This is a genomic window from Bradymonas sediminis, assembly GCF_003258315.1.
GTDB lineage: Bacteria > Myxococcota_A > Bradymonadia > Bradymonadales > Bradymonadaceae > Bradymonas > Bradymonas sediminis.
This window is the reverse complement of the sequence record NZ_CP030032.1, coordinates 768,541-792,453: the sequence shown is the minus strand read 5'-3', so window position 1 is coordinate 792,453 and position 23,913 is coordinate 768,541. Positions and strand designations below refer to the sequence as shown.

20 protein-coding genes are annotated in these 23,913 nt (G+C 63.2%); 12 read left to right on the top strand and 8 right to left on the bottom strand.

Annotated features, from left to right (window positions below):
• Window positions 1-49: 49 nt before the first annotated feature.
• From DN745_RS03005 to DN745_RS02995, 3 genes are all read left to right on the top strand, one after another.
• Window positions 50-415, top strand: a complete 366-nt coding sequence (locus tag DN745_RS03005; protein ID WP_111332039.1) for a TraR/DksA family transcriptional regulator — start codon at window positions 50-52, stop codon at window positions 413-415.
• 93 nt (window positions 416-508) lie between these two features.
• Window positions 509-757: a hypothetical protein gene (locus tag DN745_RS03000; protein ID WP_111332037.1), complete on the top strand. Its 249-nt coding sequence runs from the start codon at window positions 509-511 to the stop codon at window positions 755-757.
• A gap of 128 nt (window positions 758-885) precedes the next feature.
• Window positions 886-1,269: a hypothetical protein gene (locus DN745_RS02995; RefSeq protein WP_111332035.1), complete on the top strand. Its 384-nt coding sequence runs from the start codon at window positions 886-888 to the stop codon at window positions 1,267-1,269.
• 18 nt (window positions 1,270-1,287) lie between these two features.
• Here DN745_RS02995 and proB read toward each other — a convergent pair whose 3' ends face one another.
• Together proB and DN745_RS02985 are read right to left on the bottom strand one after the other, a co-directional pair.
• Window positions 1,288-2,448 carry a glutamate 5-kinase gene (gene proB / locus DN745_RS02990; RefSeq protein ID WP_111332033.1) on the bottom strand — a complete coding sequence of 387 codons (1,161 nt, stop codon included), beginning with the start codon at window positions 2,446-2,448 and terminating at the stop codon, window positions 1,288-1,290.
• Entirely contained in the window at window positions 2,445-3,488 is a 1,044-nt protein-coding gene (locus tag DN745_RS02985) for a hypothetical protein (protein ID WP_133621728.1), read from the bottom strand. The genes proB and DN745_RS02985 overlap by 4 nt, the downstream gene beginning before the upstream one ends.
• Before the next feature lie 136 nt (window positions 3,489-3,624).
• Here DN745_RS02985 and DN745_RS02980 point away from each other — a divergent pair, with 136 nt between their 5' ends.
• Window positions 3,625-4,911, top strand: a complete 1,287-nt coding sequence (locus tag DN745_RS02980; RefSeq protein WP_111332029.1) for an NAD(P)/FAD-dependent oxidoreductase — start codon at window positions 3,625-3,627, stop codon at window positions 4,909-4,911.
• 80 nt (window positions 4,912-4,991) lie between these two features.
• Here the strand turns inward: DN745_RS02980 and DN745_RS02975 are convergent, their stop codons facing one another.
• The 5 genes from DN745_RS02975 to DN745_RS02955 all read right to left on the bottom strand — a co-directional run bounded on the left by DN745_RS02975 (window position 4,992) and on the right by DN745_RS02955 (window position 10,714).
• Window positions 4,992-6,443, bottom strand: coding sequence for a hypothetical protein (locus tag DN745_RS02975; protein WP_111332027.1), 1,452 nt, complete (start codon window positions 6,441-6,443; stop codon window positions 4,992-4,994).
• A gap of 287 nt (window positions 6,444-6,730) precedes the next feature.
• Window positions 6,731-7,294 (bottom strand): dihydrofolate reductase, encoded by a 564-nt coding sequence (locus DN745_RS02970; RefSeq protein ID WP_204355075.1) that lies wholly within the window; start codon window positions 7,292-7,294, stop codon window positions 6,731-6,733.
• 52 nt (window positions 7,295-7,346) lie between these two features.
• A complete protein-coding gene (locus DN745_RS02965; RefSeq protein WP_111332025.1) occupies window positions 7,347-8,141 on the bottom strand; it encodes a thymidylate synthase in 795 nt (264 codons plus the stop codon).
• 110 nt (window positions 8,142-8,251) lie between these two features.
• Window positions 8,252-9,196 carry a hypothetical protein gene (locus tag DN745_RS02960; protein WP_133621727.1) on the bottom strand — a complete coding sequence of 315 codons (945 nt, stop codon included), beginning with the start codon at window positions 9,194-9,196 and terminating at the stop codon, window positions 8,252-8,254.
• A gap of 348 nt (window positions 9,197-9,544) precedes the next feature.
• Entirely contained in the window at window positions 9,545-10,714 is a 1,170-nt protein-coding gene (locus DN745_RS02955) for a response regulator (RefSeq protein WP_162687414.1), read from the bottom strand.
• A gap of 288 nt (window positions 10,715-11,002) precedes the next feature.
• On the opposite strand from DN745_RS02955, the gene DN745_RS02950 reads away from it, so the two are divergent.
• Window positions 11,003-12,613, top strand: coding sequence for a peptide MFS transporter (locus tag DN745_RS02950; protein WP_111332020.1), 1,611 nt, complete (start codon window positions 11,003-11,005; stop codon window positions 12,611-12,613).
• 82 nt (window positions 12,614-12,695) lie between these two features.
• On the opposite strand, the gene DN745_RS02945 is transcribed toward DN745_RS02950, so the two are convergent.
• A complete protein-coding gene (locus DN745_RS02945; RefSeq protein WP_111332018.1) occupies window positions 12,696-14,939 on the bottom strand; it encodes a hypothetical protein in 2,244 nt (747 codons plus the stop codon).
• Window positions 14,940-15,162: 223 nt separating this feature from the next.
• Here DN745_RS02945 and DN745_RS02940 point away from each other — a divergent pair, with 223 nt between their 5' ends.
• The 7 genes from DN745_RS02940 (at window position 15,163) to DN745_RS02910 (ending at window position 23,882) form a co-directional block, all read left to right on the top strand.
• A complete protein-coding gene (locus tag DN745_RS02940; RefSeq protein ID WP_111332017.1) occupies window positions 15,163-15,630 on the top strand; it encodes a response regulator in 468 nt (155 codons plus the stop codon).
• A gap of 81 nt (window positions 15,631-15,711) precedes the next feature.
• Entirely contained in the window at window positions 15,712-16,821 is a 1,110-nt protein-coding gene (locus tag DN745_RS02935; RefSeq protein ID WP_111332015.1) for a HEAT repeat domain-containing protein, read from the top strand.
• 71 nt (window positions 16,822-16,892) lie between these two features.
• Window positions 16,893-18,395, top strand: coding sequence for a glycosyltransferase family 2 protein (locus DN745_RS02930; RefSeq protein WP_111332013.1), 1,503 nt, complete (start codon window positions 16,893-16,895; stop codon window positions 18,393-18,395).
• Window positions 18,392-19,792, top strand: a complete 1,401-nt coding sequence (locus tag DN745_RS02925) for a hypothetical protein (protein WP_133621726.1) — start codon at window positions 18,392-18,394, stop codon at window positions 19,790-19,792. Before DN745_RS02930 ends, DN745_RS02925 begins: the two co-directional genes overlap by 4 nt.
• Before the next feature lie 78 nt (window positions 19,793-19,870).
• Window positions 19,871-21,262, top strand: coding sequence for a tetratricopeptide repeat protein (locus DN745_RS02920; protein ID WP_162687413.1), 1,392 nt, complete (start codon window positions 19,871-19,873; stop codon window positions 21,260-21,262).
• Between the two features lie 37 nt (window positions 21,263-21,299).
• A complete protein-coding gene (locus tag DN745_RS02915; protein WP_133621724.1) occupies window positions 21,300-23,309 on the top strand; it encodes a hypothetical protein in 2,010 nt (669 codons plus the stop codon).
• Window positions 23,310-23,429: 120 nt separating this feature from the next.
• A complete protein-coding gene (locus DN745_RS02910; protein WP_111332006.1) occupies window positions 23,430-23,882 on the top strand; it encodes a DoxX family protein in 453 nt (150 codons plus the stop codon).
• The last annotated feature ends 31 nt before the right edge of the window (window positions 23,883-23,913 follow it).

Here is a 23,913-nt window from a genome sequence, read left to right as displayed (position 1 = left end):
AGAACCCGCACGAAATATTACTTTCAACCCCATACCCAAAGGTTTTCGAATGGACGCGAAAAAGCTCGAAGAATTCCGCCAGATCTTGCTCGAAGAGAAACAGGCGCTGCTGCAGCAGGCAGCCCATACCATCAAGAACGAGATCGAACTCAACCCCGACGACCTCGCCGACGAGTCCGACCTGGCCAGCGTGATGTCCTACCAGACCATCAACCTGCGCCTGCGCGGGCGCGAGCGCACGCTGATCGACAAGATCGACCACGCCCTCAAGCGCATCGAAGCCGATGAATTCGGCGAGTGTGTGATGTGCGGCGAGGAGATCTCGCACAAACGCCTGGCCGCCCGCCCGGTGACCACGATGTGCATCGCGTGCAAAGAGGACCAGGAGCGCCGCGAGCGCCACTTCGCAGAATAAGTCCAAACCCCGCCCTCTCGGGCGGGTTTGCCTCCATTTTCCCAACCGTATGTATCGCGGCGACACCCGCTGCAATTATCTGAGATCGTAACGATGGCTAATACAACTTTTTATCTCTTCAAATCCGAGGACGCCACGCGCGCCGAAACCGCCGTGGGCCACGGCAGCGACGTCGAGTTCCCCGCCACCATCGGCGGCTGGACCGAAGTCCTCGACTGCCGCCACACGCCTTATACCGAGAAGTCGATCGCCGAGAATTGCGAGTTCGCCCAGACCGTGCGCAAGGTCTATATCCTGGTGAACGAGGCTCAACTCTCCAAAGAGCAGCACCCGTCGAGCTGACCCACTCCCCGGGATTGGCTGGGATTGAGCGCAGCGGCGCCAGCCTATTGGCGCCGCTGCGCCGCACGCGCTATAATGTAGTCAATATTTGGTGAACGCACTCACGGCAGTCTCTGCGAGGATCGATCATGGCGCTGGAAGTCGAATGGAAGGGACACACGATCGCGGTCTCGGGAAGTTGGAACTGGCGCTGGCTATTCCTGGCGCCCACCTACGAGCTGCATATCGACGATGAGTTCATCGACCGCATCGGCGGACCTCGCGTACACCCGCGCCTTGAAGCGATGGTCGAAGATGAGCAGGGCGACATTCACCATTTCACCGCCGACCTGGTATCTCTGGTGGGCATTCGCCCCTCCTGCGAGATCGCGGTCGGCGGCGAGGTCATCAAGACCGGCAAGGTCGACGTCCAAGACTTCCTGCACCCCCTGCTGATTTTCATCATTTTGGTCTCAACCGGCATCATGATCTATCTGGGGCCCGAGGTATTGCGCGCGTATTGGCCCAAATAGAGCCCGCGCGCCCGCGCCTTAAATCATGACCAGGCCGTCGCGGTGCACGATCGTGTCGAGAATGCGGAACCCCAGGCGCCCCACAATCTCGTCGCTATGATGCCCGGCGATGCGCTCGATATCGCTGGAGCCGTAGACGCTGATGCCGCGCGCAAACGCCACGCCATGCTCATCCGATAGCTCGACCACCGCGCCCTCGTCGAACGCGCCCTCCACCGACAGCACGCCGCTGGGCAGAAGACTCGCCCCGCGCTCCCGTAGCGCCCGCACCGCCCCCGCGTCGCATAGCAGCCGCCCCACCGGGCGCGCCCCGGTCCCCAGCCAAACCTTCTTGCCCGCCAACCCCGCGTCGCGGTCCGCGCCGATGAGCGTGCCGACATCCTTTTGGTCCGCGATCTCGCCAAGCACGCCCCGGCGCTTGCCGCGCGCGATCACCGTCGGCACGCCCATGCGCGCCGCGATCTGCGCGGCCTGGACCTTCGAGGTCATCCCGCCGGTGCCGACCCCCGAGATCGACGGCCCGGCGATCTCCATCAAATGCGGATCGTCGGCCTCGATCTGGGCGATGCGCTCGCCAAATTTTCGCGAGCCGTCGCTCGCCTGCTCCACCTCGAAGATCCCCTCGACGTCCGACAGGATGACCAGCATATCGGCGTGCACCACGCCGCAGGTCATCGCCGCCAGCCGGTCGTTGTCGCCAAAGCGCAGCTCCTCGGTCGCCACCGTGTCGTTCTCATTGATGATCGGCACCACGCCCATCTGGTGCAGGCGCTCCAGGGTCATGCGGGCGTTTAAGAAGCGCCGGCGCGCGTCGAGGTCCGCGCGCGAGAAAAGAATCTGCGCGATCTTATGGCCGTGGTGGACGAACTCATCGGCGTAGAGCTGCATCAACCGAGACTGCCCCACCGCGGCGTACGCCTGCAGGCAGGGGATGCTCGCCCCACCGTCCTCGGGCCAACCCAGATGCTCTCGCCCGAGCGCCACCGCCCCCGAAGAGACCAGCGTCACGCGCTTCCCGCGGCGCAGCAACTTCGAGATATCCTCGATAAGCGCCGTGAACACCGGGCGGTCGAGCTGGCGTGAGTCCCCCAGAAAAACCGCGCTGCCTAATTTTACAACCCAATGCTCGGCCTCGGCGATCGCGCTGCGGCCGTTCTCAATTTCTTCGCGGTTTGTCATGGTGTCTCATCTTCGGATGCAGATCGGATCCAGGCGTTCTCGCGCCATTCTTGAAGGCGTTGCTTGGCCTCAAATAGGCTGCGGTCCCGCTCAACTTCGATAATATTGGTGGTGTCGAGCGATTCCAGGGGCGCGCCCGTGGGCGCCCAGGAGTCACGAAATTTAGCTTTGAGCGTCGCGCCATCGCTCAGGCGCCAGGCGAGGCTGAGCCTGCGCGAATTCGCCGGGGCGTCGTCGGCTTCATTGCCCGCCGCCTCCGGCGCAGCCGCTGCGCGCAGCACTTCGAACCGCGCCTCCTTAAGCGTCGCGACGGCGCCAAATTGATGCAGCCAATTGCGCTCAATCACCGGCGACTGCATTTGCATATTCTTCGCGTTTTGCAAACCCCTGATAGGCTTAATGCATCGAAGCGGCTGCCCGCCAGGCGTCCATGTCGGGTGGGCGGCGTCGACGCGCTCCCAGCCGCCGGGGGCCGCATCGAGCAGCGTTTGAAGCGTGCCAAAGGCCGCATATTCGAGCGCCGCCGCCTCCCCAAAGCTCGCCTCCCTCCGATAATATTGCGGCGCGCCCTCCCGAAGATCATCGCTTAAATAGCTCTGCCCATCGGCGAGCGCCCAGCGCAGCGCTCGCTTAGCCGGAGCGTCGGTGGGCTGCATCGTGGGATTGCGAAACTGCGCATTCATCACTAATTCGAGGCGCCCCGACTCCGCGCGCCGAAAGCGACGCGTCTCGCGCCAGCTCGCCTCAAGGCCGGCCTTCCCCGGCCCGTGGCGCTCCAAGACAAGCTCAAAATCATAGCGGAACGCGCGCCCGTCCACGCCCCGCATCGCGCACGCGGGCTCCGGCCGCTCACGCATCGCCCGCGCCACGCCCACCGCGCGCTGCGAGACCTCCAGCGCCCGCAGCATCCCGGTCTTTTGCCCCCCGCCGAAGCGCCGCTGCGCCCCCTGCTCAAGCCGCGACGCCAGCGCCTCCACCGTGTCGGGGTCAGGCGCCTCACAGCCGACCAGCGCGCTGAGCCCGATGGCACCCGTCAACATCAACGCCGGCGACACTCGCGCCCGATCATGGCCGCAAAATCGCGCCGCTTCTAATTGTTCCTTGACCTGATCGCGCCGCACCGCGCAGAGTCTTCGGAGCAATCGCTTCGGTTCACTTAAGAGGTTCAAAAGATACATGAGACGAATCGTCATACTTGGGTGCGGATTTGGTGGGTTTCGGGCCGCGCGCGAATTGGAGCGCGAGCTCGCCGGGCGTCGGGTCCAGATTACGGTGGTCAGCGACCGCCCTGACTTCCTTTATACACCCCTGCTGCCCAATGTTGCGACCGGCGAATTGGACGCCTCGCATATTACGTTTGGGCTTAGGGAGGCGTTCGAGCCGACGACCGAAGTGCTGATTCAAACGGTTGAATCCATCGACCTGGCCGCGCGCTGCCTGCGCAGCCCGGCGGGCGACATCGACTTCGATTATCTGCTGATCGCCTGCGGCAGCCAGGTAAACTGGGGTGGGCACCCCGAGTGGGCCGAGCACGCGCTGGCGCTCAAAAACGCGGGGGACGCGCTGCGCCTGCGCGAAGAGGTCGCCCGCGCGCTCAATGACGCCGCCCAGATTAGCTGCGCCGAGGCGCGCCGCCGGCGCCTGACCTTCGTGATCGGCGGCGGCGGCCCCACCGGCGTCGAGATCAGCGGGTCCCTGGTGGCCGCGCTCCAAAGCGACCTTATCGCCAACGTCGCCCCCGAATTGGTGGCCGCGACCCGCGTCATCCTGGTCGAGCAAGGCCCGCGACTGCTGCCCGATATGCCCACGGAAGTCGGCGATATCGCGCGCGCGCAGCTGAGCCAATTCGGCATGGAGTTTCGCCTCGGGACCTCGGTGGTGTCGCGCAGCGCGACCGAAGTTGGGCTGTCCACCGGCGAAGTTATCCCGGCCGACAACCTCATCTGGTGCGGCGGCGTGCGCGCGCACCCCATGGTCGCCGAGGCCGGATTTGGCGTCGACGACCAGGGGCGCATCCTGGTCAATAAGACCCTGAAGGCGATCTCACCGGCGACCTCGGTCGCGGGGATCTTTGCCCTCGGAGACGCCGCGACCGTGGGCGAAGAGAGCCTGCAAAACGCCCAGGTGGCGTCCCAACAGGCGTATGACGCCGCCTACAATATCGTCGCCGACCTCTCCGGGCGCGCCTATCGGGAGTGGGAATACCGCCCAAGCGCCGAGTTGATCTCGCTGGGCAATGAGCAGGCGGCGGCCTATGTCGCCGGCTCAGCCATCACGGGCCGCGCCGCGCGCACGCTGTACCGCCTGGTCCACACCGCCCTGATGCCCGGCGGCCTCAAGAAGGCCTCGCTCCTCAAGGGCTGGCTGCTCTCGCGCCACCGCATCGCGCCGCCCTCCCCGCCGCAACTCGAGGTCGAGGTCGAGGAGACCCCGCAGCTACCCACGCCCGAAAGCTCCGAGTAGAACACGCGTCAAGCGGCTCATATTACACACAAAAAAACCGCCCATGGGCGGTTTTTTTGCTCGCGTCGCGCGCTGTCGGATTAGTTTCCTTTGAGCGCGTCCAACTCTTGCTTCAACTGCAGCTCCACACCGTCGGCCTTGGGCGCCTCTTTCTCGGCAGGCTTATCGGCCTTCTTCGGCGCCTCCTTTTTAGGCGCCGTCTTCTTCGGCGCAGGCTTCGCCACCGGGTCAGGCTCCGGCACGCGGTCGCGCTGAATCTTCGGCTCGGTCTTCGGGCGCGGGTCTGCGGTCGGAGTGCGCGCCGCGCTCGACTTTGCGGGCGCGACTGCTTCCGGCTTCTCGGGAGCGTCGGCAGCTTTGGCTTCCGGCTCGGAACCCGCAGCTTCGGCGGGGTCTTCTTCGACTTGCGCCCCATCTGCGGCGTCCGATGCGTCCGACGATTCCTCGCCGGCGTCCGCGTCATCCCCTGCAGCCATCGGGTCAACGCCCTCTTCACCTGCCGCAGCCTCGTCGTCCGCAGCAGCTTCATCGGCCGCCGCCTCAGCTTCGCCCGCCTTCTCAGCGGCCGGCGGCGTCTGTGCAGCAGGCGCGGCTTTCTCCTGGGTCGTCGGCGCGCTCTCGGTCTTTCCAGAATCCGCCCCCGGTCCCATCATGAAATACCAACCCACGGCGCCGGCGATCACGAGCAAGACAAGCAGAATCTTGCCCATTCCGCCCTTCTTCTCTTCTTCAGCTACCGGGACCGCGGCGGCGACATCGTCGCTCTCTTCCTTCGAGAACGCGGTATCCACCGGCGCCGAAGCGGCCACCGGCGCGTCATCCTCGAAATCACCCAGCGCGTCCTGGATGCCCGCGGCGATGCGGTCCGAAGACGGCGCGGCGTCCGCGGCCGGAATATCATCGATGGCGTCGTCATCGTCGAAGAGGCTGGCCGCCAGGTCCGACTCGTCTTCGTCCGCGACCGCGTCTGCATCGGCGGCCGGGTCTTCTTCGGCAAGCGCAGGCTCATCGGCGTCGAGCTCGGCCGCGACGTCCTGCTCAGCGTCCGCCTCGGCATCGTCAAAGTCGAACGCATCCGAGGCGCCCAGGGCGTCGGCCGCGCCTTCATCGTCTCCGGCGAAGAGGTCGCTGTCAGCGTCCTCCTGCGCGGCGTCGACCACGTCGTCGGCCGGCGCGTCCTCAAAGTCCGCCGCGTCCATATCGGAGGCATCGAAGTCATCGCCGACGCCAAACGGGTCGTCGTCGACCTCCGCAAAATTCGGAGCCGCCAACGCGTCCGCGTCCGCCAACGCCGCATCATCCGCGTCGTCAACGACCGGGGCTTGCGCCGCAGCGTCTTCGGCAAGCGCGCCAACCGGCGCCTCAATAACGCCGTCCGCGGCGTTGCCAATGATAGGAGCGCCGCCGTCGCTTTGCAGCTCTTCAGCTGCATCATCGTCGCCCCCGTGCATCTCAAAAAGGGGCGTGCCATCGTGCGGGCACTCGACTATCGAGTTGTCAAAATTTCGTCCACAGGTCGTGCAGAAACGCATTACGTGGGCTCCTCCTTGAGAAGAGTGCCAAAGTACGGGCCGAGTTTGTGGTTTTTAAGCCTACGGCGCGACAGAGGGGGAAATAAGCGTTGATTTTCTAGTTATATCTCGCCTCGAAAACTCTGCGACGATGCATGCGAGCCCTTCGACTCGCGCCATGGCTGCAGCGAATTCCCGATTCAAACCGACCATATAACATTCTCCCAACACCTACAACATTGTGTTGGCCGCGCACGCCACCTCTTGGGGCCTGACGCGGCCCACACGCCGATTCGACTGCGCGTTGCCTAGGCCCGCAACGCCTCAGGAAGTGGCTGAGCGGCCTGCAAATGCCGCGCCTGCAGCGCTCCGGGGGCGGCCCGTTCGAGGATAAAAAACCGATACGCATACGCATTTTTGGCGTCTGGCGGGTGGGCATCCCGCGACACGATATCCCACTCCACAAGGTCAATCGCGGGAAAAAACGTGTCGCCATCCTCAAATTGCGCGTGAATCACGGTCAGATAGATACGGTCGCAGCGCGGGATAAATTGCGCATAGATCCCCGCCCCGCCGATCACCATCACCTCGTGCGGTGCCGACTGGCGCGCGATTTCGAGCGACTCCTCAATGGAGCGCGCCACGCGCACCCCCGCCGGGGCGGCGAAGTCGGTCTGGCGCGTGAGCACGATATTGAGCCGCCCCTTGAGCGGGCCGGGCAGGCTCTCGAAGGTGCGCCGCCCCATGATGACCGGCTTATCGCGGGTGGTCCGCACAAAATGGCGCATATCCGCGGGCAAATCCCACGGCATGCCCCCCTCGCTGCCGATGGTCATCTGCAGGTCACAGGCTGCGATTGCCGAGATTTTCAACGGACTTTTTCCCATAAAATTCACCTGAGTTCCCGGGGTGCGCGCGGCCGAATCAAACCGCGATTGGCGCGCTGATTTTCGGGTGCGATTGATAGCCCACGATCTCGATATCCTCGTAGGTGAAGGCGTCGATATCGCGCACCTGCGGGTTGAGCTTGAGCTGCGGCAACGCGTAGGGCGAGCGCTCTAATTGCTGGCGCGCCTGGTCGAGGTGGTTTTGGTACAGGTGCGCATCGCCCAATGTGTGCACAAAATCCCCCGGCTCAAGGCCGCAGACCTGCGCGATCATCTGGGTCAGCAGCGCGTAAGAGGCGATATTAAAGGGAACCCCCAAAAAGATGTCGGCGCTGCGCTGGTAGAGCTGGCAGGACAGGCGGCCATCGGCGACATAAAACTGAAAAAGGATATGGCACGGCGGCAGCGCCATCTGGTCGATCTGTGAGACATTCCAAGCACTTACAATATGCCGACGGCTGTCGGGATCTTCTTTAATCGAGGTAACCACTGCGCGCAATTGGTCCACCGAGGTGCCGTCGGGGCGCGGCCAACTGCGCCACTGGTGCCCATAGATCGGCCCCAATTCGCCGTCTTCGTCCGCCCACTCATTCCAGATGCGCACGCCGTTCTCCTGCAAATAGCCGACGTTGGTCGAGCCTTTTAGGAACCACAGCAGCTCGTGGATAATCGACTTAAAGTGCAGCTTCTTGGTCGTCACCGCCGGAAATCCCTCCCGGAGGTCAAAGCGCATCTGATAGCCGAAGACACTGCGCGTGCCGGTGCCGGTGCGGTCCGCCTTGTCGGTGCCGTTGTCGAGCACATGCGCCATCAGTTCAAGATAATTATTCATAGCGGTTCTGCGGGGCGGGGGTTGTATCATTGCATAAAAAAAGGCGACTCCCACCGGAGTCGCCTGCGCACATTAGAGGCGTGCCGCCTGGGAGTCAAAGCACTCCAGAATTAGTAAATCTCGACCGCGCTGCGGTTCGACGAGCCGTAGCCCACGCCCAGTGAAATCGTGAAGGTCGGGGTATAAATCGAGTCATCGACGATGCTCCAATCTATCGAGGAGGTGTAGAAGGGCAGCACCGCGTTGGCCTCGACGAACATGCGAATCGTGCTGGCGCGCAGGAATTCATAGCCGCCGCCGATCTCACCCTGGATGCCGCTTCCTGAGTAGATATAGCTCTCCCCCTGGTATTGCGATCGCGACGCCGACGTCCCCCAGCTCAACCCGACGTTGAGATACGCGGAGTGATTCGCGACCGGGTTGAAGAAATACAGGCCGCCCAGGCGAATCCAGCTCGCGCTGACCCCGAGGCCGTCGTCCGACGAGCCGTCGGTGGCCGCCACGATATTAAGGGTCGAGATCTCGATGCCGAGTTGGTCCAGCTCGTAGCGGTAGCCCAGGCCGAACGCCGGCCCACTGGCGATATCTCCGCCCGCCACCGCGCCGTAGCCCAGACGCAAGAACCACAGGTTGTCGGCGACTATGCGGCGCTGCACGGCCTGCTGCTTGGTCACATTATGACGGTTCACCCCGGCCGTCGTCGTGCTGCCAGTCTCTCCGTTGAGCAGCGAGCGCGTCAGCTGGTCGTAGGTCTCGGGCAACTCTTCGATGCTCGACGCCTTCTGGGACTTCGACCCGTTGGGCCCGGAGATATTCGCGGTCACCGAATTGCCCAGGCGCAGGCTGTAGATCTTGTAGGTCGTGTCGCAATTGGCGTCACTGACACTCTGGTTCTGGCCGCGAAGCGACTCCTCAACCATCGTCTTAACCGCCGTACGCTCCGCCGGGTCCAGGTTATCGCGCGCTTCATCGACCTGCACACAAACCGCTGCGGACGCCGAGGCCGAGGCCAACAAAACCAGTGAGACAACGCCGCTTGAAATTAAACTCTTCATTCTAAACTCCGCAGTAAAATAGTTGGACACAAGGTTGAGCGCCTTCGCGCTTTCGATGCTTAAGATACAATGCATAAGATATGCCAAAAACAAAAATCCGTTAAAACGGTGACTTATAGCAGCCCGAGCGCCCTTTCAAGACCAATGTTTCGTCGAGACTTGCAACGTTGCGGATAAGCCCTACCCAATCCGCAGGCGAGTTGGAGCACCGACTATCCGCTGTCGACACGCCAACCCGCAGATGCGCGGATGGCTGAGTCGCGCGCTATTGTCTCTTCTATTGGGGATCTTATCGCCGACGCCCGGTCAAATGACGAACGTGGGCGCATCGCTATTCAACCGAACGCGTTAATGCGCAGGCGGCGATGGGCGCAGGTGAGCGCGGATGGTCTCGAGCATCTGCTGCTGGGTGGCGTGCGATTTGTTCAGGGTATCGGCGACATGCGAGGAGAGCGCGTCGACGGCCTCATCCGAGGAGACCAGGATCACCGGGACCGAGCGGCCGCGCGGGCGGTTCAAAAATGGCAGCAGCTCGGCGCCGAACCCGTCGGGCAGGTTGAGCCCGAGCAGCACGAGGTCATAATCATCGTTGTCTTGCAGCATCTTGCGGGCCTCGCCGAGCGTGCGGGCCCGGTCGATCCCGGCGCTGCCGAGCAGGGTCTGGCTTACTTGCTCAAAGAACGCGTCGTCGGCTTCGACGTGAAGCACCCGAGGCAGGCGTTCCTTATCGTTGCGGATCGCGCCGGCCATGGCGCTCTGCAGGGCGCCTGGGTCGAAGGGTTTATTGAGCCAGTCGACCACATAGGCCGCGTCTCCGCTGAGCGAATCCCGGGTCTTATCGGCCGACGCCGACACCACGATCACCGGCATCTCCTCGGTCTCGGCGTCGGCGCGAATCTCGCGCAATAGGTCGAGCCCGTTGCGGTCCGGCAGCATCAGGTCCAGGGTCATCGCGTCATAATAATCCTCGGAGAGCATCTCAATGGCGGCGGCAGCCGTGGCCGCCCATTCGGTTTCAAAGCCCCCATTCTCCAACATCCGCGAGAGCATGCGCGCGCTGACCGGGTCATCCTCGACCACCAGGATGCGCGGGGTCTCGTCGACCGGGGCCGCGGCGCCCTCAATCACCGGCTGCATGCGCAACACCACGCGAAACCACGTGACCGTCTCCCCGTCGAAATGAGCGTTAATATGCGCCTCAACCGGGTGCGCCTGCTTATGCGTATCCCACAGGAGCAGCTCAACCCGCTCGGTGTCCCCGCCCCGGCTTAACTCCTCGGCCGCCGCCAAAAAAATCCCGCGGGACTCGATCGATAGCGACTTCATAAAATTGGCCCCCCGGCCGGAGTCCCGCTTTACAAGCCCCCAAAATGCCGGGTTCGCGTAGTGAATCACACCATCCGGGGCGACGCACAAGATCAGGTCAGGGTTGTGCTCCACGATATCGCGGAAAAACCCCTCCTTATACTCGGCGTCCCGCGGATCGCGCGCCACCGCCGAGGCCGAAAGTTCATTCAAAAACCGTCGGCGCCCTTCTTTCCGATTTCGTCCTTTATTCCGTTTCGAGCTCATTCGAGACCTCAATGTGCACGGAAAAATCAATGCCAGACCTAAGGTAAACGCATCCCCGCGACTCCCAAATTTCGTCACAAATAGATAGACAACGCCATCGCCCTCGCGGTTCCATTTCGGTGCCGGTATTTTTTCCCCCCTCGGCTGGGCCCAGCCCGAGCACGTGAAACTAGACCTCGGCACAAAAATGCTCTAACACCCTGCGAGTTCAGAACTTTCAAGAGGTTTCTTGCGATGACCGATGCAACTTATGCAAACCGGCGGAAACACTTTTTCGGCCACCCCGCCGGCCTATTTGTCCTATTTTTTACCGAGATGTGGGAGCGGTTTAGCTATTACGGCATGCGCGCGCTGCTCACGCTTTATATGGTGCAGGCGCTGCTGTTTTCGGACGCAAAATCCGTGGGGATCTACGGCTCCTACACCGCCCTCGTCTACGCGACCCCGCTGATCGGCGGCTTGCTGGCCGACCAGGTCCTGGGCGCAAAGCGCGCCGTTATTTTGGGCGGGGTGCTGATGGTCTTTGGCCACGCGGCCATGGCGATCGACCAGACCTCATTGCTCGCGATCTTCAATCTTCTGGGGATCGCAGCGACCAAAGACGGCGCCACGCAACTCGCCGTGGTCCTGGGCGGGGCGAGTTATGATATCAACACCTCGTATTTCCTCTATACCGCGCTCTCCTTTCTGATCATCGGCAACGGCTTCTTCAAGCCCAATATCTCCACCATGGTCGGCAAGCTCTACGACGCCGAGGAGGCCTCCGACAGCAAACGCGACGGCGGGTTTACGATCTTCTATATGGGCATCAACCTGGGCGCCTTTATCTCCGGCATCCTGTGCAGTTGGGTGGCGGCCAAATGGGGCTGGCACTACGGCTTCGGCCTGGCTGCGCTCGGCATGGTCGCGGGGCTCGCGGTGTTTATGGGGCTGCAAAAATGGCTCTACGGCGAGGGCGAGTCGACGAATTTGGAGCTGCTGAATCGGCCAATCGCCCCGGGGATCTCACTCGGGACGACCATCTACATCACCGCCTTCCTGGCGGTCCCGCTGGTCGCGATCCTCGTCAGCGCCCAGGGCATTATGCAGGCACTGCTCCTGGGAATCGGCGCGTTCGTGCTCGTCGGCATGCTCATCCTGGCGGCGCGCTCCGAGAAAGCCCAGCGCGACCAGATTTTCGTCATCCTCGCGCTTATCCTCTTCAGCACGATCTTCTGGGCCTTCTTCGAGCAGGCCGGCAGCTCGCTGACCCTGTTCACCGAGCGCAACGTCGACCGGATGTTCTTCGGCTGGGAGATCCCCGCCGCCGCGTTCCAGAGCGCCAACCCCGCCTATATCATCCTGCTCGCCCCGGTCTTCGCCTGGATGTGGCAGGTGCTGAGCAAAAAGGGTTTCGAGCCGCGCACCCCGGTCAAATTCGGCCTGGCCCTCTTGCAGGTCAGCGCCGGCTTCGCCCTGCTGTCCTGGAGCGCGGCTTTCGCCGGCGACTCCGGCCTGGTGCCGATGAGCTTTTTGATGCTCGGCTACCTGCTGCACACCACCGGTGAGCTGTCGATGTCGCCGGTCGGCTTGTCGAAGATCACGCAGCTGTCGCCGCCCAAACTCGTCGGCGTCATCATGGGCGTGTGGTTCTTGTCGAGCTCCTTCGCCAACTATATCGCCTCGGTCTTCGCCCAGTTGGCCAGCGCCCCCGATGGCGCCGATATGAACGCCTTGTCGGCGGTCGAGACCCTGCCGATCTATACCGAACTCTTCACCACCATCGCCCTTATCTCGGTGGTCGTCGGCGTCCTGTGCCTGGCCGTCTCGCCGCTGCTCAATAGGTGGATGCACGGCGTGCACTAATCGCTTTTGTGTACGCGCACGCATCAGCAAAAGCCCCTGCAGTTCGCGGACTGCAGGGGCTTTTGCGTTCGACCCGCTCGCTCTAATCCACCCAATCGGGCAACGCGTCGAGCGCCTCTTTAAATATCTGCATGGTCGGTTTGATGCGTTCGTATTTCATCCAATCGGGCCCGACCTCCTCGTCAAACTCAAAGCCCGGGATGTCGTAGATATTCTCGTTCTCGCCCCAGGTGTCCCAGATATAGCGGTCGGTCTCGACCAGCAATTGCCCGTTATAGGTCACGCCGATGGCGATGCCGCGGGTGATCGCGCGGGAATTTCGCCCTTTACGCGCGGCGTTCGGGCTGGAGTGCAACACCTCAAGGCGACTCGGGTCAGTCACGCTCAGCAGCGTCCAGGGGATCCGAATGTCGATATGGTCATCGTAGATAACCACCGCATCGTGGCTGGTCGCCGGGTCGCCCGCGCGCCGGATCTTCAGCTTGCCGATCTCGTGAAAAGTCTCTTCGAACCAGAACTCTTTGTCGTTGGAACCATGCGCCTGACTATTCATCCAGGTCACCAGATTCCACGGCGCGCCGTCGGTCTGGGTCGAGTGGTAGACCTGCCCCTCGATGGGGCTGCCGTGCCAGATGCGCTTGCTATCGTAGGCAAAGGTCACCATCAGCTCCGCGCTCTCGCTGCCGTTGATGACGAGCGCGAACTCGTTTCGATTCTGCGTGGTCACCCCGTTTGGCAGCACCGACTCGCCGAGCTCCTTGTCGAATTGCGGGCTGTCCTTGCTCCCGTAGGTGTCAAAGGCCACCACCATCTTATCCGACCCGCTCAGGGCCGAGCGGGTGTTTAAACGCACATGAAAAAACTGGGTGTCCGCGACGGTCGACACCCTGGTCACAAACCCCGACGACTCCGTGCTCTTGCCGGGATTTGCCCAGTCGGGCTCGCCAAGATCGTAGGCGATCAGGCCGTAATTTTGCTCCGGCGCGCAGATATTATGCCAGAAGGGCCGGCGCTCCTCGCCGGAGCCGCGCGCATCGGCAATCCAGGTCGGCTTCCACCACTCATCGATCCAGGCAAACACCGCCGCGCCGGCGCCGTTGGTGTCATAGACGCTGCGAAATAGCCGCCCGTTGACCTTTCCCTGCTCTACCTCGGTATGCCCGCCGTGGTTCATATCTTTGTGCCCCCAATGCGCCGAGCCCCAGCTCGACGGCACCCCGACCTCGCCGATAAAGAGCGGCATCTTGGCGTAGTGGGACTTCAGGTCGAGCAGATACCCGATATAGGAATTCGGCCCCTCGGCATCCGAATGCTCGCGAAACCCGGGGTCGTCGACGATGAAGTCGGGATAGTAAGGATAGGCATGGAAGGTCGCGAAGAGCCCGCCGGGGGCGTCCACCGGCTTGAGCTCCAACATATCGAAGCTCTGGATATCCTCCGAGGTATAAATGCTGCCCTCGGTGGTGTGGTCCAGGGGGTCGAGCGTGGGCCAACTCGACACGCTGATGGGGCGCGTCTGCCCGTAGCCTTCGAGCTCATATTCGATCAAATAATCCACCCGCTCGCCCCACCACACCTCGGAGGGCTGGGCGTCGGTGACCGAGATATGCTTTCCGGCAAAGCTCGTCCTGTCGTTGAGGTGCTCGTTGGTGCGCTCGATCTCCTCCGGGTTCACCTCGCGCCCGATCACCCACCCCAGGATCCACTGCGACACATCCGTCTCAAAGGTGCCGTAGGCGCGCCCGTAGCGGTGATTGATATGACAATTCCCCCGGGTGCAATCCACCATCTCGCGGATATTAAAGTCGAAATCCTCGGTCAGAAGATCCAGCCCCTTAAATTGCTCGTCGAGCCAGATGCCCTGCAATAGATAAATCGGGTTGTCGGCGTGTTTTTTATTATGTTTGGCCAACTCTTCGTAAAAACGCGGATAGTGCAGCGTATAGATGCGCAGCGCGTTCACCCCGTTCTTGGTCATCAGGTCAAACCAATGGGCGTATTGCTCGCGGGTGGCCGCCAGATGCCCGGCGCGCGTCCCCGGCACGCCGACCCCGAGGTTGACGCCTTTGATGAAAATCGAGCGCCAATTGCCGCCCTTTCGCACCATCAAGAAGTCCTCATTGGTCTTAAACGGCACCCGTGTCCCGGACTTCTCGGGCGACTCATCCAGGCGACAGATCTGCGCCCCCTTACACGGGTCGCTGGCCGCCGGGGTGCCGGCGTCCAACGGGTCTCCCGGGTCATTATTCGGGATCGGCGGATTCTGCGGGTCGATATCCTCACAGCCCAGCGCGCTCAGCGCGACAAACCCGCAAAGTATCAGCATTACCCAGATATTTAAGCGCCTTAACCGGTCCATTTATCCCCCCAAAATCATCATATCGCCAAGCCAACCGCACCCGTCTCCCCCAAGTTAAGCGCCCCCAAACCAGCGCCAAGCCCCGCCGCCCGGGCTCGCCGCCCACAAACCCACCGCCCCCCCTTGCAGCCCTCCCCAACAGTGCTGATATTCCCCACTGCCCCTAAAAGCACTTTTTGGAGATGAATTTATGAAGCAAGATCAGAAGATGCCCAGCGCGCCGCCGGCCTTGCCCGGCAGCGCCGCCGCCGCGCGCCCACCCCAGCCGGGCGAAGACACCCCGCTGTCCATCTTGACCGCCGACGGCGACGCCGTCGTGCAGCGCATTCTACGCACCGCCTTTGAGCGCCGCGGCTGGTTCGTCTGCCAGGCCGCCGACGGGCGAGAGGCGCTGGAGTTGATGCAAACCGAGCGCTTTGACCTCTTCGTGCTCGACCTGAACCTGGCCTTTATCAACGGCTTCGAGTTGCTCGACGCGCTGGAGCATCTGCCCGAAGACCGCCGCGCAAAGGCGGTGGTCATCAGCGCCCAGACCCAGTCCGAGCCCGTGCTGCGCGCCTTTGAGCTGGGGGCCGAGGATTTCGTCGACAAACCGCTGGTCCCCGAGATTCTTATCGCCCGCATCGACCGCCTCTTTAAACGCCCGAATATGTGCTGATGTTGATCGACCGTATGCCGCAACAATACTGGTTTCGCCCCCATGGCGATCTGCCATCATGTCGGTCGAATAGGAGTTTCGATGTCCGAAACATTGCTTATTTTTTGGGAGATCCTCTGGTCCACGCCGCTGTACCGTGGGCTGATCATTCTGATCGCAGCCGAGCTGGTGGTGGTCGGCGCCCTGATCGCGTGGATGATCTTTCAGTCGGCCCGCCAGATGCGCCAGGGGCGCGCCAAGCGCCTATTCATGGAGGCCCTCGAGGACGACTTCTTTGAGGCCCTCGGCGAGCCCACCCCCGAGCGATTGCGCGGGTGGATGGAGCGGGCGGCGAAATTTGAGCCCTCGCTGGTCCAGGACTTTCTGGCCAGCGTCCTGCTGCACACCCGAGGGGCCGCCTACGACGCGCTGATCGTGCTCTACCACGAGTTTGGCTACGCCGAGCAAGACCGCGCGGCGAGCCGCTCGAAAAATGCGCTGAAGCGGCTGCGCGCCCTTCGCAGGCTCTACGTCCTGGGCAGCGCCGAGGACCGCCCCGTGCTGCTCGAGCAGGCCGGCGCGGAGTATCTGGCCCAGGTCCTCGCCATGCAAACCCTGGCCCGGGTCGGCCAGCCCGAGGATATCGTCGCGCTTTTGCAGGTCACCCGCCTCTATTCTCAGATGATGGAGGAGCCCGTGCAGGCGGTGCTCTCCAAGCTCCCGCCGGAGTCGCTTCGCTATGTCTTCGCGCGCTGGCAGCAATTTGAGTGCGGGCGGGTGCGCCGACTCTTACTCACGGTGGCCGCCGAGCAGCGGCTTGAGGGCGTGTCCGAATTGCTCGCACCGGCGGCGCGCTCCGAGGATATGGAGGTCCGGATCGGCGCCTGCCAGGCGGCCGGCTCACTGCAGGGGCGCCCGAGCTTCGACCTCTTATTGAGCGCGCTGGACGACCCGACCTGGCAGGTGCGCGCCCGCGCGGCGCGCGCGCTCGGGCGTCGCCAGGAGCCCGCCGCCGCCGCCCCCCTCGCCCAGGCGCTCAAGGACCGCGCGTTCTGGGTGCGCCAGGACGCCGCCGGCGCCCTCGGCATGCTCGGGGCACCCGGCGCCGAGCAGCTCCACCACGTCGCCGCCTACTGCGACGACCGCTACGCCGCCGAGTCCGCCACCCAGGAATTACAGCGCAGCCAGCGCCTCCTGGAGCGCGCCGTCTAAGCAATTTTTCCGTCACGTATTTTTCTCTCTAGAGAGCGATGACTTTCAAAAATTTCAGGGGGTAACTCGATATGAGAGAATGGGTTGATATCTTTGTTCTATGCTATTTTATTGGGCTCAACGCATTTTATGGGCTCCTCATCATCTTCTCGGTCTTTGAGATCGCGCGCCGAAAGGCCAGCCAGGTCCCCGAACTGGACGCGCTGGTGCTCGCCCAGGCCAGCACCCCGCCCATCTCGGTCATCGCCCCGGCCTTCAACGAAGAGCAGACCATCGTCGACTCGGTGCGCGCCTTCTTGCAGCTCGAATACCCCCACCACCAGGTGTTGGTCGTCAACGACGGCAGCACCGACATGACGCTGCAAAAGCTGGTCGAGGAGTTTGACCTCGAGAAGGTCGACCTCATCATCCGCCGCGAGATCGAGACCGAGGCGATTCGCGGGATCTACCAATCCCGCAAAGACGCGCGCCTCTTCGTGGTCGACAAGGAAAACGGCGGCAAGGCCGACGCGCTCAACGTCGGCATCAACACCTCGCGCTTCCCACTGATTTGCTGCGCCGACGCCGACACCATCGTCACCCGCAAGGCGCTTTTGCGCATGGTCGAGCCCTTCCTATACGACCCGCGCGGGGTGGTCGCGGTCGGCGGCACGGTGCGCCTGGCCAACGGCTGCCAATTTCGCCACGGGGTTTTGCAGAAGGTCGACGTCCCGAAATCCTGGCTCGCCCGCTTCCAGATCATCGAGTATTTGCGCGGCTTCTTATTCGGCCGCATGGGCCTCAATCGCCTGGGCGGAAACCTCATTATCTCCGGGGCCTTCGGGCTCTTTAAGCGCGAGGCGGTCGTGGCGGTCGGCGGCTACGCGCGCGACTCGGTCGGCGAAGACATGGAGGTCGTGGTCAAATTGCAGCGCCATATCCTGGAGGAAAAACCGCCGCGAAAGATCATCCATATCAGCGACCCCATCGCGTATACCGAGGCGCCCGAGACCCTGGAGCTGCTGGGCAACCAGCGCGACCGCTGGCACCGCGGCATGGCCGACACGATGTGGCGCCACAAGGCGATGATGCTCAACCCCAAATACGGCCCGGTCGGCCTGGTCGTCTACCCGGCCTACCTGATGTTCGAGCTCTTCGGGCCGGTCATCGAGCTATTCGGGTATTTCTGGTTTGGCGCCGGACTCATCTTTGGGTTTGTCGATCTGAAATTCGCGATTCTATTCCTGATCGCGGCCTTCTGGCTCGGCGCCATGATGTCGGTGCAGGCGCTGCTCATCGACAACTGGGGGTTCAACCTTTTTCGCGGCGCAAAACCCCGGCTCAAACTGCTCGCCGCGGCGGTCTTCGAGAACCTCGGCTACCGCCAACTCACGCTTTGGTTCCGCATCCGCGGGCTGGTTAAATATATGGTTGGGGAAAAATCATGGGGCAAAATGACACGCAAAGGCTTTGAGCGACATCCGGACTCCGAGGAGGGCGTCGAGGCGCTCCCAAGCCCGCAGGAGATGCTGGAGCTGAGCGGCCCAGAGGCGCTGGCCGAGTCGTCGAAGGCCGCGTCAGGCGGTGGCGAATGAGCATGCCACCGAAAGCCTGGCCACGGTCCGCGATGGCTGCGGCGCTGGTGATGCTCGCCGCAGGACTCATCGGCGCGGGCTGCCACCGCGCGACCGCGTCCAGCCGTCCCGCCCATCACCAGCAGCCGGAGTCGCGTGATTGTGATCCGCGATTCATGCAGATCTTAAACGACGCCGAGGCGCCCGACCCCTCCGAGAACCCGACGCGGCGAGCGCATAGGGAGCGCGCGATGCAAGACACACATCGCACGGCGCGAAAACGCGCCGAGGACTGGCTGCAGCTGGCCGAATACCAGGCCGCGTCCCTGCCCGGCGCGCCCGCGATGGCGCTGCTGTCTTTCCCACAGGCCACCACCTCCATCTCCCGGCGAAGCTATCTCTACGACAACGCCCTGGCCCTGCTCTGGTACGCCTGGAAGGGGCAATATAGCCGGGCCCGCGCCCTCGCCCAGACCCTGCGCTACTTGCAATTAGAGGACGGCAGCTGGGGCTATAGCTTTCACCTGGACAACCCGCAGGACCATCACGCGCGCTATATTCGCAGCGGGGCGGTCGCCTGGGCGGCGCACGCGCTGGCCTATTTCGGCACGCAATTTGGCGAGCCCGCGGCGCTGCTGAGCGCCCAGCGGGCCGCGCGTTTTCTGGAGTCCATGCGCCTTGGCGGCAGCGGCCCGACGCGCGGGCTTGTGTCTGCCGGGCGCGGCCTGCCGAGCACCCTGATGGAAGCCCCGCCGAGCCCCAAGCTCGGCTTCGCGGTCAGCGAGCATCAATTCGACGCGCATATCGTCCTGGCCCGCTTCTTCCCCATGCAGGCCGAGCGCCTCGCCGAGCAAATGCTCGACGTGCTGTGGCTCAAACGCCCCGGGCGATTCGCGGTCGCCGCGGGAGCCGAGCGCGTCGACACCCGCCGGGCGCTCGACGCCGCCGGCGCCTGGGGCGCCCTGTGGCTTCTGGGGGCCGGACACCCCCAACTCGCCGCCCAGAGTTATCGGTATTCCCGCGAGACCTTCGCCAGCAGCGCCCTCCTGGTGGGCCACGCCAAGCACGGTCCGGTGACCCTTAAACTCCAGGGATTTCGCCCCTACGAAGACGATATCGACGGCTACGATGTGGACGCCGCCGCCGATCATATCTTCGTGGAGGGTGCGATGGGCATGGGCATCGCCGCCCACCGCCTTGGCGACCCGGAGACCGCGCAGAAGATGTTGCGCACCGGGATCGCCCTGAGTTGCACGGGCGCGCCGGGGATACCCTATTCGACGGTTCAACTGCCGGGATTTTCCACGCACGCAGCGGCCGCGCCGACGCTGTGGTTTCTCTTTTTAGAGCGCGAGATGGCGACCGGGCGAGATGCGCCGATTTTTAGTGCATCGACGACGCCCTCACTGACTTTTTAGGTGCCCGCTGATTGCACGCCGGCGCATCGCACACACACGCGACGATGCGCGGCCCCGGTGCCGATGATGGAGCTGAGCATGAATTCAAAACTTGCCATGCGATTGCTATTGATGCTGGTCATCTTCCTGCTCGCCCTGTCCCTGCCGAGATTGGTGGCGGCCCAGGAGAGCGAAGAATTGGAGGCGCCGCCCGAGCGCGCCCGGCCCCAGGTCGACTGCGTCGAGGCGGCGCGCGGCCTGCGCATGCAGCGCCGTTTTAGCGAGGCCGAAAAGACCGCGCGCGCCTGCACCGAAGAGCAGCAGGGGAACCCCGACGCCTGGGTCGAACTCGCCCGCGCCCTGGCCGCCCAGGGCAACTCCGAAGAAGCCCTCACATGGGTCGACAAGGCGCTGCTGGACTACCCGGACAGCAACGACCTCAAACTTCTCAAAGCCCGGCTGCTCGCCTGGACCGACCAGCTCGACGCGGCGCGAAAGCTCCTTGAGACGCTCCCCGAAGACCTCTACGAGCGCCCCGAAGCGATGCGGCTTCGCGCCGATATCTTGCTCTGGGATGACTCCTTCGACGAGGCCATCGAGTGGTATAATCGCTACGATGAGGCCGACCCCGACAACCCCCTGGTGCTCTACAAACGCGCGATGGCCCACCGCGGCGCCGGCGACGACTCCAAAGCGCTCGAGGACCTGGCGAAATCCTGCGAGATCGCCCCCGAGGCGACCAACGCCTGCAAGGCCCACGAGGGAATCGCCGAGGACTCCTACCCCAAGCTCTACGCAAATATTCTCTACGGCTATAGCCGGATCATCAATCGCCTGGACGGCTGGCGCCTGCGGGGCGACGTGGGCAGCGAACTCTCGCGAAACCTCACCCTGATGGGCACCTGGGAGTGGCTGCACCGCCCTTTCTTCGACCACCGCGCCGCCGACTGGCGCTTCAACGCCTGGGGCGACTATAAATTTGACTCCGGCCTCTTCTTCAAAGCCGGCGGCGGCTTCGCCATCGACCCGATCTTCTCGCCCAAGTGGAACGCGCTGGTCGAGGCCGGCTGGTCCTTCGAGTATTTTCAGGCATCGGCGCGCTATTGGCATATCGAATTTCCCGATGAATCCAACGAGGTCCTCAACGCCAACGCCGAGATCTATATCAAGCCCTATATGTTCGAATTGCGCTATTTTATGACCTTCTCCGACGACGGCGATCCCGTCGCCCACTCGGGACTCGGGCGCGCGTTCTACTTCTTTAGCAACCTGACACAATTTTATATCGGCGGCGGTGGCGGCGGCAAAAGTGACTACCTGGAGCCGCGCGACATCAACTCCGAGTCGCATTGGCTGGTGACCGCGGGCTTTCGCTATATGCTCACCTCTCACCACCGCCTCCTGATCGCGGTGACCCAGCGCCACGACTCCGCGGGCACCCAAAATTACGACCAAACCGAGGTCCTCGGCGGCTACGAATTTCGCCTCTGAGCACTCATTTTTATTGCGCAACAAAGAGGAGCAGACCATGACACAATTTATCGGGGGACTCGGTGATTCGAGGTCGTTTGATGGCCGCACGCGCCGCGCGCTGCGCCGCAACCTGAGCATCAGCGCCGCGCTGCTGCTCAGCTTGAGCACCGCGCTGCCCGCCTGCTGGGCCGAGCGCACCGACGAAGACCCGGCCACCCAGGCCGTCGACTGCCGCCGCAACACCGCGCTCACCGCCGAGATGCTGCGAAAGTCAGTGCACCTAAAAGCCGGCCTGGGCCGCTGCTATACCGTCAGCGAGCAGCTCACCGTGGGCACCGACGTTGAGCTGACCGTGGACCCGGGCGTCAAAATCGTCTTCGGCGACGCCGCCGGCCTCAGCGTGCATGAGGGCGTGCTTCACGCCCGCGGCACCGCCGACGCGCCCATCGTCTTCACCGGTGAGCGAAAGGAGCCCGGAAGTTGGCTGGGCGTACGATTCATGGACTCGGCGGGCCCCAAAAATATCCTTCACCAGGTCATCATTGAATACGGCGGCGCCACCCCGGGCTTCGCGGGCACCGAACCGGCCAACCTGATGCTCGACGATTATTATGGCAAAGTCAGCGTCGACATCTCGGAGGTTACCCTGCGAAATAGCGCCGGCTACGGCTTCTATGCCGAGGCAAATACGCGCAGTAAATTCGCCCAAAACATCCTCACCGAGAACCAAAAAGGCGCCGCCTACCTCAGCCCGCTATTCCTCAACCAGCTCGACGCCGACAGCGACTTCACCGGCAATCAAAACGACCTGGTCAAACTCAGCGGGGCCAACCTGGTGGGCGAGCGCCTGAGTTGGCCGGGGCTCAAGGTGCCGTATATCGTCTCCGGCGACCTCAACCTCACCGAGAATAGCTTCGTCGAAGTCGCCCCGGGCGCCGTCTTCAAATTCGCAGAGAACACGGGCATCTCAGTATTTCGCTCGCGCTTCTCGGCCCGCGGCCACAAGGACGCCCCGGTGGTCTTCACCGGGCTCAGCGAGATTCCGGGGTATTGGAAGGGGATTTTGTATATCGACAGCAATAGCGTCGACAATGTCCTGGAGCACGTCGCGATTCGCTACGGCGGCGCCAACCCGACCTTTAAGGGGGTCGAGCCGGCCAACCTGATGCTCGACGATTATTACGGAAAGGTGCGCCTGAAGATTAACAATACCGAGCTCTCCCACAGCGGGCGCTACGGCCTCTACGCCGAGGCAAAGGTCGACCTCGACTTTGGCAATAATAAGCTTGTCGATAATAAACGCGCGGCCGCCCTGCTCGATCCCAGCGCGGTGAGCGCCCTGGACGCCCAGAGCTCCTACGCCTCCAAATTCGGCAAGCCGACGCCCCAGCCCGCCGAGTCCAATAATAGCCTCGACGACGCCCCGGACGCCGGCGAAGACGACGGCCATGACGCCGCAGCCACCGCCGCCAACGCCGTCGACACCCCGACCAAACCCGCCCCGGACACACGAGGCACCATCGAGGTGATGGGCGCAAACCTCGACAGCGTCACCTCCAGCTGGCCCGCCACCGACGCCGACTACCTGGTGCGCGCCGACATCCTGGTGCGCGACGACGCCCACCTCATCCTGGAGCCGGGGGTCACACTGGTCTTCGCCGAGGGCGCCGGCATCTCGGTCTTCCGGGCGCGCATCACCGCGCGGGGCACCGCCGAAAAACCGATCATCTTCACCGCCCAGACCAAGCAGCCTGGCTTTTGGAAGGGCATTCACCTGGTCGACACCTCGAGCGTCGAGAACGCCTTCGAGCATGTCACTATCGAATACGGCGGCAGCGCGCGCACCTTCAAGGGCGCCGAGCCGGCCAACCTGATGTTCGACGACTATTTCGGCCTCGTCTCGGCCACCCTCAATAACGTGACCACGCGCTTTAGCGGCGGCGCCGGGATGCATATCGAGCCCGGGGCCAAGATTCACAGCACCAATTGCGCCTCCATCACCATCGAAGAGGAGCAACAAGTCACCGCCGACGGGCGAAGCCTCAAGCGCGCCTGCAGGCTCTAGGCGATTGCAGTCGCGTGCGCGGCGTTTAAATTGAACCCATTGAACGCACGTAACCGATCGACGTCGCGCCGGCCGTGCAGGTTGGCATTGGCCTCGCGAAGCGAACCCGGGAGAAGAACCATGGAATCCTCATCGTTGAACGCGCCCCCGTCTGACCTCATTGGCCGCCCCGAGGTCTACCCAAACCGGTCCCTCAAGCGCATAGGCACCTGGTTTATCATCCTGCTGCTCGCCACCATCTTCCTGGGCGCGTCGGTGCCCAAGCTGGGCGAACTCGGCCTCTTTGACTCCGGGTTTACCCGCTGGGGATACCCAACCTGGTTTGCCAAAGGTATCGGGATGATCGAAGCCACCGCGGCGATCTTCCTGATCATCCCAAGCACCGCGCTCTACTCGGCCATCGTCCTGGGCGTGGTCATGATCGGCGCAATCGTCACACATCTATTCTTCGGCGAGGCCATCTACGCGCTGATCCCATTTACCATGCTGCTCCTGCTGACCTTTGTCGCCTGGGTACGCCGCCCCGAGCGGGTCCACACGATGATTCGACGCCGCAAGGTCGGCATCGAATAGACGCCGCGCCGCATCTCACTGAGCGCTTCGA